This is a genomic window from Pseudomonas yangonensis, assembly GCF_009932725.1.
GTDB lineage: Bacteria > Pseudomonadota > Gammaproteobacteria > Pseudomonadales > Pseudomonadaceae > Aquipseudomonas > Aquipseudomonas yangonensis.
In genome coordinates, this window is record NZ_BLJU01000012.1 from 210,950 (window position 1) to 226,751 (window position 15,802).

The 15,802-nt window shown below is 63.9% G+C and carries 17 protein-coding genes; 6 read left to right on the forward strand and 11 right to left on the reverse strand.

Annotation, left to right across the window (positions count from 1 at the left end; translation table 11 throughout):
- Window positions 1-134: 134 nt before the first annotated feature.
- Window positions 135-1,154: an acetoacetate decarboxylase (ADC) gene (locus tag GYB81_RS15675; protein ID WP_161865103.1), complete on the forward strand. Its 1,020-nt coding sequence runs from the start codon at window positions 135-137 to the stop codon at window positions 1,152-1,154.
- A gap of 58 nt (window positions 1,155-1,212) precedes the next feature.
- Here GYB81_RS15675 and GYB81_RS15680 read toward each other — a convergent pair whose 3' ends face one another.
- Window positions 1,213-1,659: a MerR family transcriptional regulator gene (locus tag GYB81_RS15680; protein WP_161865102.1), complete on the reverse strand. Its 447-nt coding sequence runs from the start codon at window positions 1,657-1,659 to the stop codon at window positions 1,213-1,215.
- A gap of 242 nt (window positions 1,660-1,901) precedes the next feature.
- On the opposite strand from GYB81_RS15680, the gene GYB81_RS15685 reads away from it, so the two are divergent.
- Entirely contained in the window at window positions 1,902-2,387 is a 486-nt protein-coding gene (locus GYB81_RS15685) for a hypothetical protein (protein ID WP_161865101.1), read from the forward strand.
- 8 nt (window positions 2,388-2,395) lie between these two features.
- Here GYB81_RS15685 and GYB81_RS15690 read toward each other — a convergent pair whose 3' ends face one another.
- From GYB81_RS15690 to GYB81_RS15725, 8 genes are all read right to left on the reverse strand, one after another.
- Window positions 2,396-2,875: a VOC family protein gene (locus tag GYB81_RS15690; protein WP_161865100.1), complete on the reverse strand. Its 480-nt coding sequence runs from the start codon at window positions 2,873-2,875 to the stop codon at window positions 2,396-2,398.
- A 139-nt stretch (window positions 2,876-3,014) separates the two neighbouring features.
- Window positions 3,015-3,380, reverse strand: a complete 366-nt coding sequence (locus GYB81_RS15695; RefSeq protein WP_161865099.1) for an antibiotic biosynthesis monooxygenase family protein — start codon at window positions 3,378-3,380, stop codon at window positions 3,015-3,017.
- Between the two features lie 28 nt (window positions 3,381-3,408).
- Window positions 3,409-4,398 (reverse strand): zinc-dependent alcohol dehydrogenase family protein, encoded by a 990-nt coding sequence (locus GYB81_RS15700; protein WP_161865098.1) that lies wholly within the window; start codon window positions 4,396-4,398, stop codon window positions 3,409-3,411.
- A 153-nt stretch (window positions 4,399-4,551) separates the two neighbouring features.
- On the reverse strand, window positions 4,552-4,854 hold the full coding sequence (locus tag GYB81_RS15705; RefSeq protein WP_013716588.1) for an ArsR/SmtB family transcription factor: 303 nt from the start codon (window positions 4,852-4,854) through the stop codon (window positions 4,552-4,554).
- Between the two features lie 95 nt (window positions 4,855-4,949).
- Window positions 4,950-5,714 carry a phosphonate ABC transporter, permease protein PhnE gene (phnE, locus tag GYB81_RS15710; RefSeq protein ID WP_161897889.1) on the reverse strand — a complete coding sequence of 255 codons (765 nt, stop codon included), beginning with the start codon at window positions 5,712-5,714 and terminating at the stop codon, window positions 4,950-4,952.
- Window positions 5,711-6,538: a PhnE/PtxC family ABC transporter permease gene (locus GYB81_RS15715; protein ID WP_161897890.1), complete on the reverse strand. Its 828-nt coding sequence runs from the start codon at window positions 6,536-6,538 to the stop codon at window positions 5,711-5,713. Before GYB81_RS15715 ends, phnE begins: the two co-directional genes overlap by 4 nt.
- Window positions 6,532-7,332 carry a phosphonate ABC transporter ATP-binding protein gene (locus GYB81_RS15720; protein ID WP_161897891.1) on the reverse strand — a complete coding sequence of 267 codons (801 nt, stop codon included), beginning with the start codon at window positions 7,330-7,332 and terminating at the stop codon, window positions 6,532-6,534. The genes GYB81_RS15715 and GYB81_RS15720 overlap by 7 nt, the downstream gene beginning before the upstream one ends.
- The gene (locus GYB81_RS15725) at window positions 7,329-8,180 is read right to left on the reverse strand and encodes a putative selenate ABC transporter substrate-binding protein (RefSeq protein WP_161897892.1); all 852 of its coding nucleotides are present in this window, start codon (window positions 8,178-8,180) and stop codon (window positions 7,329-7,331) included. The genes GYB81_RS15720 and GYB81_RS15725 overlap by 4 nt, the downstream gene beginning before the upstream one ends.
- 129 nt (window positions 8,181-8,309) lie before the next feature.
- Between GYB81_RS15725 and GYB81_RS15730 the strand changes: the two genes are divergently transcribed.
- Both GYB81_RS15730 and GYB81_RS15735 read left to right on the forward strand, forming a co-directional pair.
- Window positions 8,310-9,200 (forward strand): NAD(P)-dependent oxidoreductase, encoded by an 891-nt coding sequence (locus GYB81_RS15730; protein WP_161865093.1) that lies wholly within the window; start codon window positions 8,310-8,312, stop codon window positions 9,198-9,200.
- Complete coding sequence (locus GYB81_RS15735; protein WP_161865092.1) at window positions 9,197-9,982, forward strand: hydroxypyruvate isomerase family protein; 786 nt, start codon at window positions 9,197-9,199, stop codon at window positions 9,980-9,982. Before GYB81_RS15730 ends, GYB81_RS15735 begins: the two co-directional genes overlap by 4 nt.
- A 231-nt stretch (window positions 9,983-10,213) precedes the next feature.
- On the opposite strand, the gene GYB81_RS15740 is transcribed toward GYB81_RS15735, so the two are convergent.
- Window positions 10,214-12,394, reverse strand: a complete 2,181-nt coding sequence (locus GYB81_RS15740; protein WP_161865091.1) for a putative bifunctional diguanylate cyclase/phosphodiesterase — start codon at window positions 12,392-12,394, stop codon at window positions 10,214-10,216.
- Between the two features lie 311 nt (window positions 12,395-12,705).
- A complete protein-coding gene (locus GYB81_RS15745; protein WP_161865090.1) occupies window positions 12,706-13,683 on the reverse strand; it encodes a zinc-dependent alcohol dehydrogenase family protein in 978 nt (325 codons plus the stop codon).
- A 169-nt stretch (window positions 13,684-13,852) separates the two neighbouring features.
- On the opposite strand from GYB81_RS15745, the gene GYB81_RS15750 reads away from it, so the two are divergent.
- Both GYB81_RS15750 and GYB81_RS15755 read left to right on the forward strand, forming a co-directional pair.
- Complete coding sequence (locus GYB81_RS15750) at window positions 13,853-14,554, forward strand: substrate-binding periplasmic protein (protein ID WP_161865089.1); 702 nt, start codon at window positions 13,853-13,855, stop codon at window positions 14,552-14,554.
- A gap of 83 nt (window positions 14,555-14,637) precedes the next feature.
- A complete protein-coding gene (locus GYB81_RS15755) occupies window positions 14,638-15,783 on the forward strand; it encodes a PQQ-dependent sugar dehydrogenase (RefSeq protein WP_161865088.1) in 1,146 nt (381 codons plus the stop codon).
- Window positions 15,784-15,802: the final 19 nt, after the last annotated feature.

The window sequence follows — 15,802 nt, forward strand, 5'->3', positions numbered from 1 at the left end:
CTGCTTTGAAACAATCTACTTGATTCAGCTGCTTGACCTTAAAGTTCTATTTAACCTTAGGGTTGCCGCGTCTGCCCCTCGGAGACCTTCCGAGGAGCAGGGAGCCTATGAATTCCTCAACGCGGATAAGAACGATGAAGCAGATTGCCGAGCTTATTAAACGTCTAAGTCGCCAGCGCACTGCGGCGCTGGCCGGGATGATTTTCAACCTCGTGGCCATGCCCGCTTGGGCACAGGAGGCCGATGCGCACGCTGCCACGGTCGATATCGCCGGCCATTCGGTGCCGGTGGAAGCGGGCGGGCTTTACCACCGTTTCCACTCCAATCCCCCGCTGTCTGTGATCGCGGACGAGGCGCCGGATATCGATCTCAGCTGGTTCCGCGGCCTGCAGAAAACCAAGGTGGATATGGGCTTCGAGTCTTACTCGCCGAACTTCTATTACCGCAACACACGCGTCACCGCGGTATTCACCGCTGACCTCGACAGGCTTCGCGAGCTGATGCCGGCGCAGGTGCTGGAGCAGGTGCAGCCGCTGCAGATCTGGCCGGGCCGCGGGCTGGTCGCCTTTACCGCCTACGCCTATCACTACTGCGACAATGACAGCTACAACGAAATTGCCCTGTCCATCGTGACCAACAGACCCGGCAATGCCAACCTGGGCCCCATCAGTCTGGTCGGGCAGTCGCTGTCCAAGGACTTCTGGGGGTACGTGCTCAAGCTGCCGGTCAACACCGAGCTGGCGCGCGTGCGTGGTGTGGTCGGTTACAACCTGCCGAAGTGGCTGACGCCCATCGATTATCGCGAGACCGACAAGAGTCTCGTCTTCGAGATCGCCGACGGCGACACCGGCAAGCTTGACGTTACCTTCGAGGTGGAGAAACTCGCTGATGTATCTACCGAACCTGAGTTGGTGACCAACAGCTTCACCAATATCGGACACGATGGTGAGCTTGCGTTCGGCTACGCCGTTTCCCGGCAGATGCGTCATGCAGCGAGCTCGGACGGGCAGAAGGTGAGCCTGGCGCTCGGTGCGGGCAGCCTGTCGACCTACATCGAGTCGCTGAAGCTGGGCAAGATGATCAGGTACGAATACGTGCCGGACTTTCAGAGCGCGCTCTACGCGCCCAAGCCGTTGGCACAGATGTCGCGCTGAAAACCGGTGAGCAGCGGCCATTGGCTGGCTGAACAGGCCGCTCCTGCGAACGGCGGCCTTATCTGCGCTTGCTGCCCGTGCGCCTGGTTGGCTCGTTCGGCTCGCCCAGGTTCATCTTGGCTAGCACCCGCCTGGCGTTGGCCGCACAATCGAGATCGTCCGGTTTGCTCTCGATTTCGTCGATCAGCGCCAGCAGGTGGCCCTTGCTCTGCGCCAGGCGCTGCTCCAGCGCCTCGATGTCGTTCACCTTGGCGTGCAGGGTTTCGAGCAGTTTGCCGTGCTGCCACTGGGTCAGATCCTGTGGCAGCAGTGTGCGCAACTCGTCCAGGCTGAAGCCGGCCTGCTGCGCGGTAGTGATCAGGTTGAGCACCAGCACTGCCTGTTCCGGATAGCTGCGGTAACCGTTGGCCTGGCGCTCCGCCAGCCTGAGCAGACCGATGCTTTCGTAGAAACGAATACGTGAGGCTGCCAGCCCGGTACGCTTTGCCAATTCACCAATTTTCATCGCCGCTGTCTTTGCCACAAGCCGTAAACCTGTAGCTTAACTTTAAGCTTTGGGTCCGAGCCAGGCATTGTCGGCGCCGACGACGATTGATGGCGAATGCGTCCGGCAGAGCATCAGCGCGCGATCGTCGCTCGGGCCTTGCATTTACAGACTCTTGCCGACAGTTCCTGCGTGACTGCATACAATGTGCGCCTCATCATTTCCAGCCATGCACATGGCCACCCCCAATGAGGACTCGCCCCATGGCCTCCGCAGACAAACAGAAGAAGCGCGCCCAGCGGGCCAAGGCCAAGGCCAGGCAGAACCGCATGGGCAAGCCCAGACCGCAGGCCAACCTCGTCCATCCGATCCTGGCCAACCCGCTGATCGACGAGCCGTTCGATGATGTCGAGATCGACCTCAGTACCTTCGACTTCAAGGACATCGAAGAAAACGGCTTCGACCCGGCGCATTTCGATGATCTGTTCCAGACGATGAAGACCGCGGAGGGCATCAGTCTGCTCGCCCTGTGCCTGGTGTTCTTGCAATATCCGGTGCTGGAACTGGTGGTTTCCGAGGAATCCGAGGACGCCGCGACCGACTTCATGATGAGCCTGCTAATCGTCTATCGCGCCATCTTCCACGAGGACGATGAAGACGCGGCAGTGGCCTGGATCAGCAGCGAAGCTTTCCAGAGCGCCTTCAACGAGGCCTCGGCGATCCTGCAGAAGAAGAACGCCCGCGCCTGAACGGTCGATCAGCCCTTCAGCGCAGCCTCGATCCTGGCGATGTCGATCTTGCCCATGGTCATCATTGCCTCGAAGGCGCGCTTGGCCGCTGCACGGTCCGGGCTGGCGATGGCAGCGCTGAGAATACGCGGCGTGATCTGCCATGAGATGCCCCACTTGTCCCTGCACCAGCCGCATTCACTGGCCTGGCCGCCGTTGTCGATGATCGCGTGCCAGAGGCGGTCCGTCTCGGCCTGATCGTCGGTGGCGACCTGAAACGAGAACGCCTCGCTGTGCTGGAACGCCGGACCGCCGTTGAGGCCCAGGCAGGGGATGCCCATCACCTTGAACTCGACCGTCAGCACATCGCCCTGCTGGCCGGAGGGGTAGTCGCCAGGGGCGTGATGCACGGCCAGCACGGCACTGTCGGGGAAGGTTTCGGCGTAGAAGGTCGCAGCCTCCAGCGCGTCGCGGTCGTACCAAAGGCAGATGGTGTTCTTGCTGGTCATCCTCAATCTCCTCGGTGAGGGGGATGGACCCGGAAGTCTAGACCGGTGTAGTGGTTGCCGCCGCCTGCCCGATGACCTGTCGCGACAAACGCAGGTTCCGTAGCAGGCGACGCGCAGGCCCCATCACAATCGCGCAAGGTTATGGCGCTACGTCCTGAGGCAGTGGCTCCGCGCTGTCGAAGATGCCATGCTGTTCAGCCTGCTCACAGGCAGTGAACGCCGCTGCCTCGATGTGGTAGACCTGCGGTTCTTCCGAAAAGTAGTTTTCCAGAGCCATCATGAACTGCCTATGGTCTTCACTCGCCTCGAAGCCCGGCGTGTGATCCTCAAGGGTTTGCCAGCGCACTATCAGGTTGAACCGCTCTGGTGTTTCGATACCTTGCGCCAACATGTGGCCGTGGTAGCCCTTGGCGCGGCGCAGCAAGGGCGCGACCTCGGCGAATGCCTGTCTGAACTGCTCAATCCGCTCCCGGTGAACGGGCAGCAGGGCGATTTCATAGATCATGTGTAATTCCTCGGGCTGAGTTTGATGGTCAGACACTGGCACTGACGAGCTGAGCCTGTGGCTCGACGGCAATCGCGATCTTCCCCCGCAGGCCGTTGTTGGGGCTCTCCAGCAGCGCATGGGCACGCGAGATGTCGGCAAGGGAGTAGACGGCGCCGACGTGTGGCCGCAGTTGGCCGCGTTCGACCAGTGCGCTCAGCTCATCGAGCTTGCCGCGGTTCTGTCGGGTGAAGACAAAGTGGTAACTCGCGTTCTTGCCCCAGGCCTGAATAAGGTTTTGCGGTTTGGCGATGTCCACGATCGAAACCACGCGGCCCAGTTGTGCGAGGGCGTCGGGGCTGCGTGACAAGGTGTCGCCGCCTATGGTGTCGAATATCACGTTGACGCCCTGGCCGGCGGTTTCCCGCAGGATGGCGTCGACGTAGTCCTCCTGCTCGTAGTCGATGACGACGTCGGCACCCAGGCTGCGGGCGAACTCGAAGTTCGCTTCGCGCACGGTGGTGAACACCCGGGCACCCATGGCTTTTGCCAGTTGGATCGCCACATGACCGACGCCTCCGGCACCGCCGTGTATCAGGATGCTCTCGCCCACCTTGAGCTCGGCGCGTACCACCAGTGCCTCCCAGGCCGTGCCGCCCACCAGGGTCAGGGTGGCCGCTTCGAGGTGGCTCAGTGAGTCAGGTTTCTTGCCGATGATGCTTTCGTCCGCGACGTGGTACTCGGCGTAGCTGCCGGGGCCGTCGAAGATCTGCGGGGTGTACCAGACTTCGTCGCCTGGCACGAAGCTCGTCACACCCGGACCGACCGCTTCGACCACACCGGATACGTCATGCCCGGTAATGGCCGGAAGGGGGACGTAGTCGACATAGTCGCCGCGACGTACCTGGTAATCCAGCGGGTTGATGGAGGTGGCGTGAACGCGGACCAGCACCTGCCGTGCCTGCGGCACCGGCTTGGGTGCTTCGCGAAGCTCGAACGATTCCGGGCCGCCAAATGAGTTGAGTATCTGCGCTTTCATGTCATGTTCCTCGTTTCGCTAAAAAGGGATATCGGTATTTTTCGATATACGTTAATGGAAAAATTTGCAGCTCTTTCCCTATGCTCCGACTCGTCGCAAGCCTGTTGATCGAAAAGAAATATCGGGATTTTTCGATATTAATAGGTAAAGCGATTACAGCTCTTTTCCTATCAACTCGGCCAGAGCACTGATGGTTTCTTCATTGCGCTTGTAGTACGTCCATTGACCGATACGCCTGACTTTGACCAGACCTGCTCGGTGCAGAGTGGCAAGGTAGTCGGACACCGTCGATTGCGAGAGGCCGACGCCTTCCTGAATGCTACTGACGCAGACCCCCACCTCGTGAACGTCTCCTTCATCCTGCGGAGGGAAGTTCTTCGCGGGATCCTTCAGCCCCTTGAGAATTTCAAGGCGCGTACGGTTCGAGAGGGCTTTGAAGATTTCGATCAGTTCCATGGCGCGATAATATCGGTATTTACCGATATGTCAATGCGCAAATTCATCATGTCTCGGGCTCAGTCGCTGCTGGCAGCCGTCACCTCGCGGGTTGCTCAGGCGCTCACCCAGCGCTGCCTGGCCCAGCCACTCAAGGCATCCACCGCCAGCACCAGCAGGAGCATGGCCAGGATCACGGTGGCGGCCTGGGCTTCCTGGAACAGGCTGAGCGACATGTAGAGCATCTGCCCGAGGCCGCCGGCGCCGACGAAGCCGAGCACGCTGGCCATGCGGATGTTGTTTTCCCAACGGTACAGGGTGTAGGCAACCAGTTGCGGCCAGACGCCGGGCAGGGTGCCGTAGCAGAAGGCAAGCATGCGTCCGCCGCCGCTTTCGCGGATGGCGTCGGCCGGCTCGCGTGGCGTGTTCTCCAGCGCTTCGGCGAACAGGCGACCGAGCACGCCTGCGGTGTGCAGGGCCAGGGCCAGGGTGCCGGCGTTGGGGCCCAGGCCAGCAGCCAGCACCATCAGCGCCGCCCAGACCAGTTCGGGAATGGCGCGCAGGGCATTGAGCAGCAGGCGTGTGGCGTGCAGGGCGATAGCGCCGAAGCGCCCGGCGGCCGGTAGCGCCAGGGCCAGGCCGAGCAGGGCGGCGAGCAATGTGCCGATGGCGGACATGGCCAGGGTTTCCAGCGCGCCGCGGCCGATGGCCTGCAGGTGCGCGGCGGAGACGTCCGGCTGCAGGAAGCCGCCGGCGTACTGGCGCATCTGCGCCAGGCTGTCGCCGGCCACCAACGCGCCGAGGTCGATGCCCAGGTAGAGGAACGAGGCGATCACCGCGCCGAGGAGGGCGGCGAACAGGATCAGATTGCCGGCTCTCATGTCAGCCTCGCGCGCAGCAGGCGGCTGAACTGGTCGGCCAGCAGTACCAGCAGCAGGAAGGTGAGCAGCATGTTCGCCACTTCGCCGCCGGCGAACATGCGCAGTGACAGGTCGATCTGTTGGCCCAGCCCGCCGGCACCGACGAAGCCCATCACCACCGAGGCGCGGATGGCGCATTCCCAGCGGTACACGGTATAGGAGAGCATTTCCCCGGCGGCATTGGGCAGCACGCCGTAGGCGAAAGCGGTCAGCCGGCTGCTACCGGCGCCCAGTAGCGCGCGGGTGGGGCGGGCGTCGACCGATTCGAAGATTTCCGCATACACCTTACCGAGCATGCCGGCGTAGGTGATGGCGATGGCCAGTACCCCGGCGGTGGGGCCGAGGCCGACGGCGCGGACGAACAGCAGCGCCCAGACGATCTCCGGCACGCTGCGCAGGAAGATCAGCAGCCCGCGTACCGGCCAGCGCGCCAGGTTCGCCCACCAGGCCGGGCGGCCACCGCGGTGCACGGCCGACAGCGACAGCGCACGGCTTGCCAGCAGTGCGGCGGGAATGGCGATCAGCAGCGCCAGGCTCATGCCGGCGGTGGCGATGGCCAGGGTTTCCAGGGTGGCGCGGCCGAGCAAGGCGAGGAACTCGGCGTCATGCGCCGGCGGCCAGAAACCGGCGAGGAAGTTGCCCATGGCGCGGGTGTTGTCGCCATCGACCAGCACGGCCAGGTCCAGCTCGCTCAGGCTCAGACCCGGCCACAATAACAACAGCGCCAGCGCGGTGATCAGCAGGCGTGGAAGGGCGGCGGGGTCGCGTGAGGCGGTGTTCAGCATCGCGGGATATGCGTCGGTTGCGGCTGTACGGGCGAGCTGGGCGTGGCCTGCAACTGCTCGTTCATGTAGAGCGCTTCCAGCTGGGCAGGCTGCACCTCACCGGCCGGCAGGTCGAAGGCGATGCGCCCGTCGCGAATACCGATCACCCGCGGGAAGTGCGCCAGCGCCAGGTCGACGGCATGCAGGCTGGCCAGCAGGGTCATGCCGCGCTCGGCGGCCTCGCGGTTGAGCACGGCCAGGGTGTGGCCGGCCAGCACCGGGTCCATGGCCGAGACCGGTTCGTCGGCGAGGATCAGTTCCGGCGACTGGTACAGCACGCGGGCGATGCCGACGCGCTGCAACTGGCCACCGGAGAGCTGGTCGCAACGCTGGTAGAGCTTGTCGGCGATATCCAGACGTGCCAGGGCGGCCTGGGCACCGCCGGCATCCAGCGGATGCAGCAGGTTGATCAGGCCCTTGGCCAATGACCACTGGCCAAGCTTGCCGGCCAGCACGGCGGTGACCACGCGTTGACGCGGTGGCAGCGGCGGCGCCTGGTGGATCAGGCCGATGCGTGCGCGCAGACGCTGGCGCTGGCGGGTAGCCAGGCGCCAGGGGTTGTGTTGCAGCAGGTCGATCTCACCGTGCGTGGGTTGCAGGCTGGTGGCCAGCAGGCGCAGCAGAGTGGTCTTGCCGGCACCTGAGGGCCCGATGATGGCCACCCGTTCGCCGGGGCTGACCTCGAGATCGATGTTTTTCAGCGCAACCTTGCCGTTGGCGTGGGCCAGGCCCACGCCACGCAGGGCGATGCTCACTTGAGCAGGCCGGCGGCGCGAGCGGCTTCTTCGATGCCTTCGTAGTTTTCAGGCTTGGTCTCGATGAAGCGGCTGGCGGCCTGCAGGTCGAGAATCGCCTTGTGCTCGGGCTTGGCCGGGTCGAGGGCGAGGAAGGCGCTCTTGATCTTCGCCTGCAGGTCGGCGTCGAGGTTGCCGCGCACGGTCCAGTTGTAGTCGTAGTAGGTCGGGGTGGTGGCGAAGACCTTGACCTTGTCGGTATCGACCTTGCCGCCATCGACCAGCTTCTGCCAGACCGAGGCGTTGAGCACGCCGGCGTCGGCCTTGCCGGCCTGTACCCAGGCTGCGGTGGCGTCGTGGGCGCCGGAATAGGCCACGCGGCTGAAGAAGTCTTCCGGCTTGATGCCGTCCTGCAGCATGAAGTAGCGCGGCATCAGGCTGCCGGAGGTGGAAGACACCGAGCCGAAGGCGAAGGTCTTGCCCTTGAGGTCCTGCAGCGATTTGACGGCCGGGTCGGAGGTGATGAACTTGCTGGTGAACTCGGCGTCCTGTTCACGCTGTACCAGAGGCACGGCGTTGCCGGTCTTCAGGTGCGCCTGGACGAAGGTGAAGCCGCCCAGCCAGGCCATGTCGATACGGTCGGCCGCCAGCGCCTCGACCACGGCGGCGTAGTCGGCCACCGGCACGAACTCGACCTTCATGCCCAGTTCCTTTTCCAGGTAGGCACCCAGCGGCTTGAACTTGCGCAGCAGTTCGGTGGGGGCTTCGTCGGGGATGGCCGAGACCTTGAGGACGTCGGCGGCTTGCGTGAATACAGCGGATACGGACAGGGCGATACCGGCGGCGAGCGCCAGGGTGTTCTTGAACATGTCGGATTCTCCGGTTCAATAGCGGGGAAGGCGCGCGCAGTATAGTGGCGCGACGCCGCGCTTGCAGCACGCATGCGCTGACTCCGGGGTTAATATGCGCGTTGAATAGGAAACTGCCTGGAGCTCTCGATGACCGCAACGCTGCCCGCCCTGGCCTTCGCCGGGATCGGCCTGATGGGCCTGCCGATGACCCGCCGCCTGCTCGCCGCAGGCTATCCACTGACGCTCTGGAACCGCACGCCGCACAAATGCGCGCCGCTGCTGGAGCTGGGGGCGCATCGCGTGGAGACCCCTGCCGAACTGTGCCGTGATGCCAGCGTGGTGATGCTCTGCCTGGCCAATACCGAGGTGGTGCGCGAGGTGGTGTTCGGCCCGGGCGGCATCGTCGAGGGCGCGCGGCCGGGGCAGTTGCTGGTGGATTTCTCCAGCCTGGAACCGGCGGCTACCCGTGAGATGGCGGCAGAACTGGAGGCGCGTACCGGCATGCGCTGGGTGGATGCCCCGGTGTCCGGCGGCACGCCCGGCGCCGATGCCGGCACGCTGGCGATCATGGCTGGCGGCCGCGAAGAGGACGTGGAGCGCGTGCGCCCGGTGCTGGCGCATCTGGGCCAGCGTCTGACGCGCATGGGCGAGGTGGGCGCCGGGCAGGTGACCAAGGTGTGCAACCAGATGATCGTCGCCTGCAACGCGCTGGTGATCGCCGAGGTGGTGGCCCTGGCCGAGCGCTCCGGCGTCGACGCCAGCCTGATTGCGCCGGCTTTGGCCGGTGGCTTCGCCGATTCCAAGCCGCTGCAGATCCTCGCCCCGCAGATGGCCGCCAGCCAGTTCGATCCGATCAAATGGCACGTGCGCACGCTGCTCAAGGATCTCGACACCGCGGTCAAACTATCCCGCGAGCAGGGCAGCGCCACGCCCATGAGCGGCCTGGCCGCACAGCTGATGCGTCTGCACGGCAGCCAGGGAAACCTGGAGCGCGACCCGGCCACGCTGGTGGAACTGCTGCGCGAGCAGTGCCCATGAAGATCGCTGTCAACCTGTCCATGCTGTTCACCGAACTGCCGCTGCGCGAGCGTGTGCTGGCGGCGATGCGTGCGGGGTTCGATGGCGTGGAGATCCAGTTTCCCTACGAGCTGCCGGCCATCGCCCTGAAGGAAGTGCTGGAGCTCAGCGGCATGCCACTGGTGCTGATCAACGTGCCGGCGGGCGACCTGATGACGGGCGGCCCCGGTCTGGCCAGCGTGCCGGCGTGCCAGGCCGAGTTCGACGCTGCGCTGCAGGAGGCGCTGACCTACGCCGCCATGGTGCGCCCGACCTGCATCAACGTGCTGCCGGGGCGCCTGGCCGAATGCGTGAGCCGCGAGCAGGCATTGGCGTGTCTGGTCGCTAACCTGCGCAAGAGCGCCGAGGCGTTCTCCACACTGGGCATTCGTGTGCTGGTCGAGGCGATCAACCCCATCGACATGCCGGACTTTGTGATCAACACGCCGGAGCATCTCGTTGAGCTGCTACGTGCGGTCGATCACCCGAATCTGGCGGCGCAATACGACCTCTATCACATGGCGCGCCAGGAGCTGGACGTGGCCGCCGGCATGCGCCTGCTGGCCGGGCACATTGGTCATGTGCAGTTCGCCGATGTGCCGGGGCGCGGCGCGCCGGGCAGCGGTGAGCTGGATTTTGCGCCGATGCTCGAAACCCTGTATGAGACCGGATACCGCGGCTGGCTTGGGGCCGAATACAAGCCGGGTGAGGCGGGTACGCAGGCGAGCCTGGGTTGGTTGCCGGGGTTCAAGGCCGGAGTGTGAGTGTTTGATCGCGGCTGAAGCCGCTCCTACAGATACCCACCGATTTCGTAGGAGCGGCTTTAGCCGCGATGAGATATCAGACTCAGGCAACGGCCAAGCAACGACAAGGTGCGCGAGCTTTCCCCGGATTGCATCCGGGCTACGCCGCTGGTCGCGGCTAAAGCCCCTCCCACAGGGCGGCGCGATTGTTGTAGGAGGCGCTTTAGCGGCGAGCTTATGCTCAAAGACAGCTCAAGACCTTGCCGCCACCCGTTCCAGCGGCCGGTAATGTGGAGGGAAGCGGGCCAGGATTTCTTCCAGCGGTACCGGTTTGCTGAACAGATAACCCTGCACCTGATCGCAGCCGCGCTCCTGCAGGAATGCCAGCTGGGCGGTGGTTTCCACACCTTCGGCGACGACCTTCAGATGCAGGGCATGGGCCATGGCAATGATGGCGTGGACGATCTCGCGGTCCTGATTGGAGTTGGCTACGTCCTGAATGAAGGAGCGGTCCACCTTCAGCGTATCCAGCGGCAATCGACGCAGATAGGCGAGGGAGGAGTAGCCGGTGCCGAAGTCGTCGATGGACAGACTCACGCCCAGCGCGCGAATGTTTTCCAGCAGGCCGATGGCGCGGTTGATGTTGCTCAGCAGCGCGCTTTCGGTCACTTCCAGCTCCAGGCAATGGGCGGGGCAACGGGTCGCGTTCAGCAACTGCTCGATACGGCCCGGCAACTGGTCATTGGCCAGATTGAGCGCCGAGCAGTTGACCGCGATCTTCAAACCCGGATAGCCCATCTGTTCAAGGCTGTGGAGGTCGAGACAGGCCCGACGCAGCACCCAGTTGTCGAGCTGATCGATAAAGCCGTTGGCCTCGGCGATGGCGATGAAGCGTTCCGGGGTGAGCAGACCGTGCTGTGGATGATTCCAGCGCACCAGGGCTTCGAGCTTGCTCAATGCACCGCTGCGCAGATCGATGATCGGCTGGTAGTAGAGGAGCAGGCCATTGTCCTGCAGCAGCGCCTGACGCAGATCTTCCTCGAGTTGCAGCTCGAATGAGGCTTTCTGCTTCAGGTGCGGGTTGAAGAAATGCACCACATTGCGCCCGCTGCCCTTGGATTGATAAAGCGCCAGATCGGCGTGCTTGAGCAGCTCGTCGGCGCTGCTGCCGTCCTGTGGGAACAGGCTGATGCCGACGCTGGTGGTCATCACGATCCTGCGCCCGGCAAGGCTGATCGGCTCCTTCATCTGCTCCAGCACGCGCGCGGCCAGGGCGCGTGGGTCGGCGTTACTGTCCAGGCTGGCGACCACGCAGAACTCGTCGCCACCGAAGCGCGCGATGATGTCGCGCTCACGCAATGCAGCACGAATGCGCTGCGCCACCACACGCAGCAGTTCGTCGCCGGCATCGTGGCCAAGGCTGTCATTGATGCGCTTGAAGTGGTCGACATCGAGAAACATCACCGCCAGGGTGCGCCCGGTCACCGCGTGTTCTTCCAGCGTGGCGGCGAATACCCGGTTGAAGCCGCGGCGATTGAGCAGTTCGGTGAGTGGGTCGAAATGCGCCACCTGTTCCAGCGAGGCCTTGGCCTGATCGAGCTGCACCAGCAGGGTGTTGACCCGTTGCAGGTCGCGCTCCTTGTCATCGAGCTTTCTATCGATCCAGGCCGCCGCCAGGCTAAGGCTGAGGATCAGCAGGGTGATGGAGGCGACGATCAGTACCAGTTGCACACTGTTGTCGGCGCTGCGCAGTTGCAGCAGCGTGCCTTCCTGCACCACCAGATTGAGCGCGGCCATGCCGGTGTAGTGCATGGAGGCGATCGCCACGCCCATCACCAGCGCCGCAGAAACCATCATCCAGCGCTGGCGCTTCTGCGAGCCGTGGCGGACGTAGCGGTTGAGCAGCAGCGCGGCGAAGCTGGCACTGATGGCGATGACGATGGAAAGGGTGAACAGGCCGCCGTGGTAGTAGGCCTGGGCCTCTGAGCGAATCGCCGCCATGCCGCTGTAGTGCATGGCGCTGATGCCCAGGCCGATGATCACGGCCGCCAGCAACTGGCGGCTCAACCCGGGACGCGGCATGGCCATGTAGTAGAGGGCGAGAAGAGCGGCGGCCAACGCCACCAGGAGCGACAGGATGGTGATGGCGAGGTCGTAGCGAATGGCGACCGGCGCCTGGAAGGCCAACATACCGATGAAGTGCATGGACCAGATCGCGCCCGCCAGGCACAGCCCGCCGAGAAGCCCCCAGACCAGGCGCATGCTGCGTCTTTGCACGTGATCGAGATGCCTGGCGATGGTCAGGGTGCTGAGGCTGCCAACGCTGGCGATGACGTATGACAGAGCCACCAGCCAGGGATCATGTTGGCAGTCGAGGAGAAGCTGCCCTTGTTCGGGCAGATCGACAAGAAAGCGGATCCAGAGTCCTTCCATAGTCATTTCCCCTGGCTCAGGGCGCTGCACATGTCCGTTCAGTGAAGCACAGGCACGCTCGTACTACTTGTGAACCCATAGGAATCAGGTCAAGAAATGATCAGTGCCAATAAGTTTTTAGCACAAGAAAATGGCACTTTGCCTTAGCGCAGCGAATATCGGGCAGCAACCTGGCAGCTTGTGGTCTGGATGATAGCCAAGTGCATGGTCAGCTACGGTGCATGGCCAATGCGCATGGCCGGAGCCGGGGACTGGAGCGGCACTTGGACGGCGTGCCCTTTCGGGGGAAAGGGCGCGCCGTGTCGGATTCTTCAAGGCACCAGCAGAATCTTGCCGTCGCGTTCGCCGCTGGCCGCTGCCGCTACCGCGTCCTTGATGTGTTCCAGATCGTAGGTGGCCGCAACCCGTGTCTTCAGTTTGCCACTGGCAATCAGCTGGACCAGCTCGCCGAACACCTTCATCTGCTGCGCCGGGCTGGCCTGCTGGAACCACTTGGCCAGCCAGAAGCCGCGCAGGGTCACGTCGCGGAACACGAACGAGGCCGGCGAAACCTGGCAGGCCTGGCCGCTCATCATGCCGTAGTTGACCAGCACGCCGCCGTTGGCCAGGGCCGCAGCGATGTGATCGGTGCTTTCTCCACCTACGGCATCGATGCCCAGACGCACTTCCGCGCCGCCTGTGGCAGCACGCACGCGCTTGGCCAGGTCCGGGCCGTCCACCAGTACCAGATCGCCGCCTTCGGCCTCGACGGCGGCGATCGCCGATTCGCGGCGCACCACGTTGATGGTCTTGAAGCCGCGCAGCTTGGCCAGCTGAATCAGGTAGCTGCCGACGCCGGAGTTGGCGGCGTTCTGGATCACCCAGTCGCCCGGCTTGAGGTCGACGAACTCGCTGAGCAGCAGCGAAGCGGTCGGCGGGTTGACGGTGAGCATGGCCAACTGCAGCGGGTCGGCATCCGGCAGCGGGATGAGCTTGTCTGCCGGCGCGTTCATGGCCGTGACCCAGGTACCGCAGCCCACCGGCAGCAGCACGGTCTGGCCGACCTTGAAGTTGCCGACGCCCTCCCCGAGCGCCTCGACCTTGCCGATGCCCTCATTGCCGCCGACCGCAGGTAGCGGCGGCAGCATGCCGTATGCGCCGGTCAGGGTCAGCACGTCGGACGGATTGATCGGCGCAGCCAGCACCTTGACCCGCACCTGACCCGCAGCGGGCTCCGGTAACTGCAGCGGCACGGCGCTGATGACGTCCTGCGGCACCGGGCCGCGTTGCTGGTATTCGGCTTTGAGCATGGTCTGATCTCCTGAAATCGGGCGCAAAATGCGTGCAGCCAGTCTAGCCACGAAAAGGCAAAGCGGAATGAATCGACCGGCATCCACTCTGGTTATTAAGGCCGCCAGCCGTCTATGCTCTGGCAGTCCGATAGCGGGGTAGATGATGGTCAGATGGTGGCTGGGCTTGATGTTGGCTTGCCTGAGCGCGACGGCTGCCGCGGAGGTGCTGCATGTCGGTTTCGGCACGCACAAGCCGCCTTACGTGTTCGAAGGTGAACCGCGTGGCCTGGAGTACGAGTTGGTGGAGCGCGCCGCGCACAACGCCGGCTTCGAACTGACCGCCTATTACGCACCGATGGAGCGCCTGCACCTGATGCTGCGGCGCGGCGAAATCGATGCCATTACCACTACCCACGAGCGCAGCGGGGTTGTGGCGTTCTATTCCGATGTCTATATCCACTACCACAACGTTGCAGTGTCGCTGGCCAGTCGGGATTATCACATCGAGCGTATCGCCGATCTGAGCAACTATGCAGTCAGCGCCTTTCAGCGGGCCCGCCTGCTGCTCGGGCCAGAGTTCGAGCGTATGGCCATGAACAACCCGCGCTATCGCGAGGAGGCGCTGCAGATCAACCGCAATCGCCTGCTCTACAGCGGCCGCACCGATGTGGTGGTGGGTGACAAGCGCATCATTCGCTACCTCAATCGTGAGGTGAACGACCAGGTCGACGTGAGCCAATCGCTCGACTGGTTCGAAATCTTCCCACCTACGCCATACCGCGTCGGCTTTCGGCGGCAGCAGCACCGTCTGCGTTTCGATGAGGGGTTGCGCATGTTGCGCGAATCCGGCGACTACCAGCGCATCGAACGGCGCTATCTGGCTGACTGAAATCTGAGGAAACTTTTGCAGGGCTGCCACGGCAGAAAGGCTGTTGCACTATGCCGGCTTGTCTGACGACTGGAGACGTCTCGATGCCGCGCCTGAAACCCCTCGCAGCCCTCGGCCTGATCGCCCTGATCGGCTCCCAGTACAGCTTCGCCGAAGACCGGCAGCTATCTTCGGAACTGGGTCCGCTGAACGTCCATACCATCGCCGAAGGCCTGGCCAATCCATGGGCTGTGGCCTTTCTGCCGGACGGTCAGGGCTATCTGGTCAGCGAGCGGCCAGGCGCCTTGCGCTGGATAAGTGCCGAGGGAAAGGTATCCGAGCCGCTGCGCGGCGTGCCGGACGTCTTTGCCGTCGGCCAGGGCGGTTTGCTCGACGTGGTGCTGTCGCCTGATTTCGCAGAGGACCGACTGGTCTACCTGTCCTACGCCGAGAAGGGCGACGGCGCCGCGGGAACGGCGGTCGGGCGCGGCAAGCTGTCGGCCGATGCTTCTGCCCTGGAAAATTTCGAGGTGATATTCCGCCAACAGCCCAAGCTGTCGAGCGGCACGCACTTCGGCTCGCGCCTGGTGTTCGACCGTGACGGCCATCTGTTCATCGCCCTGGGTGACAACAACGACCGCCCCACCGCGCAGGAGCTGGACAAGTTGCAGGGCAAGCTGGTGCGTATCTTCCCGGACGGGCGCATCCCCGAGGACAACCCTTTCGTTTCCCGCGATGGCGCGCGTAAGGAAATCTGGTCCTACGGGCACCGCAACCAGCAGGGGGCGGCGCTCAACCCCTGGAGCGGCCGCCTCTGGACTCACGAGCACGGCCCGCGCGGCGGGGATGAAATCAACATTCCCGAAGCCGGCAAGAACTACGGCTGGCCGCTGGCGACCCACGGCATCAATTACTCGATGCTGCCGATCCCCGAAGCCAAGGGCAAAACGGTCGAAGGTACCGAGCCGCCGCATCATGTCTGGGAAAAATCGCCTGCGATCAGCGGCATGGCGTTCTACGATGCCGAGCGTTTCCCCGCCTGGCAGCAGAACCTGTTCATCGGTGCGCTGGCCAGCCAGGCGCTGATTCGCCTGCAGCTCGACGGCGATCAAATCGTGCATGAGGAGCGTTTGCTGGAATCGCTGAAGGCACGGATACGTGATGTGCGGCAGGGGCCGGACGGCTATATCTACGTGCTGACGGATGCGCCGAAAGGGCAGTTGCTGCGCCTGGGTCTGGCGGGCGAGTAAGCTTGGGGGGAGGCTGAGG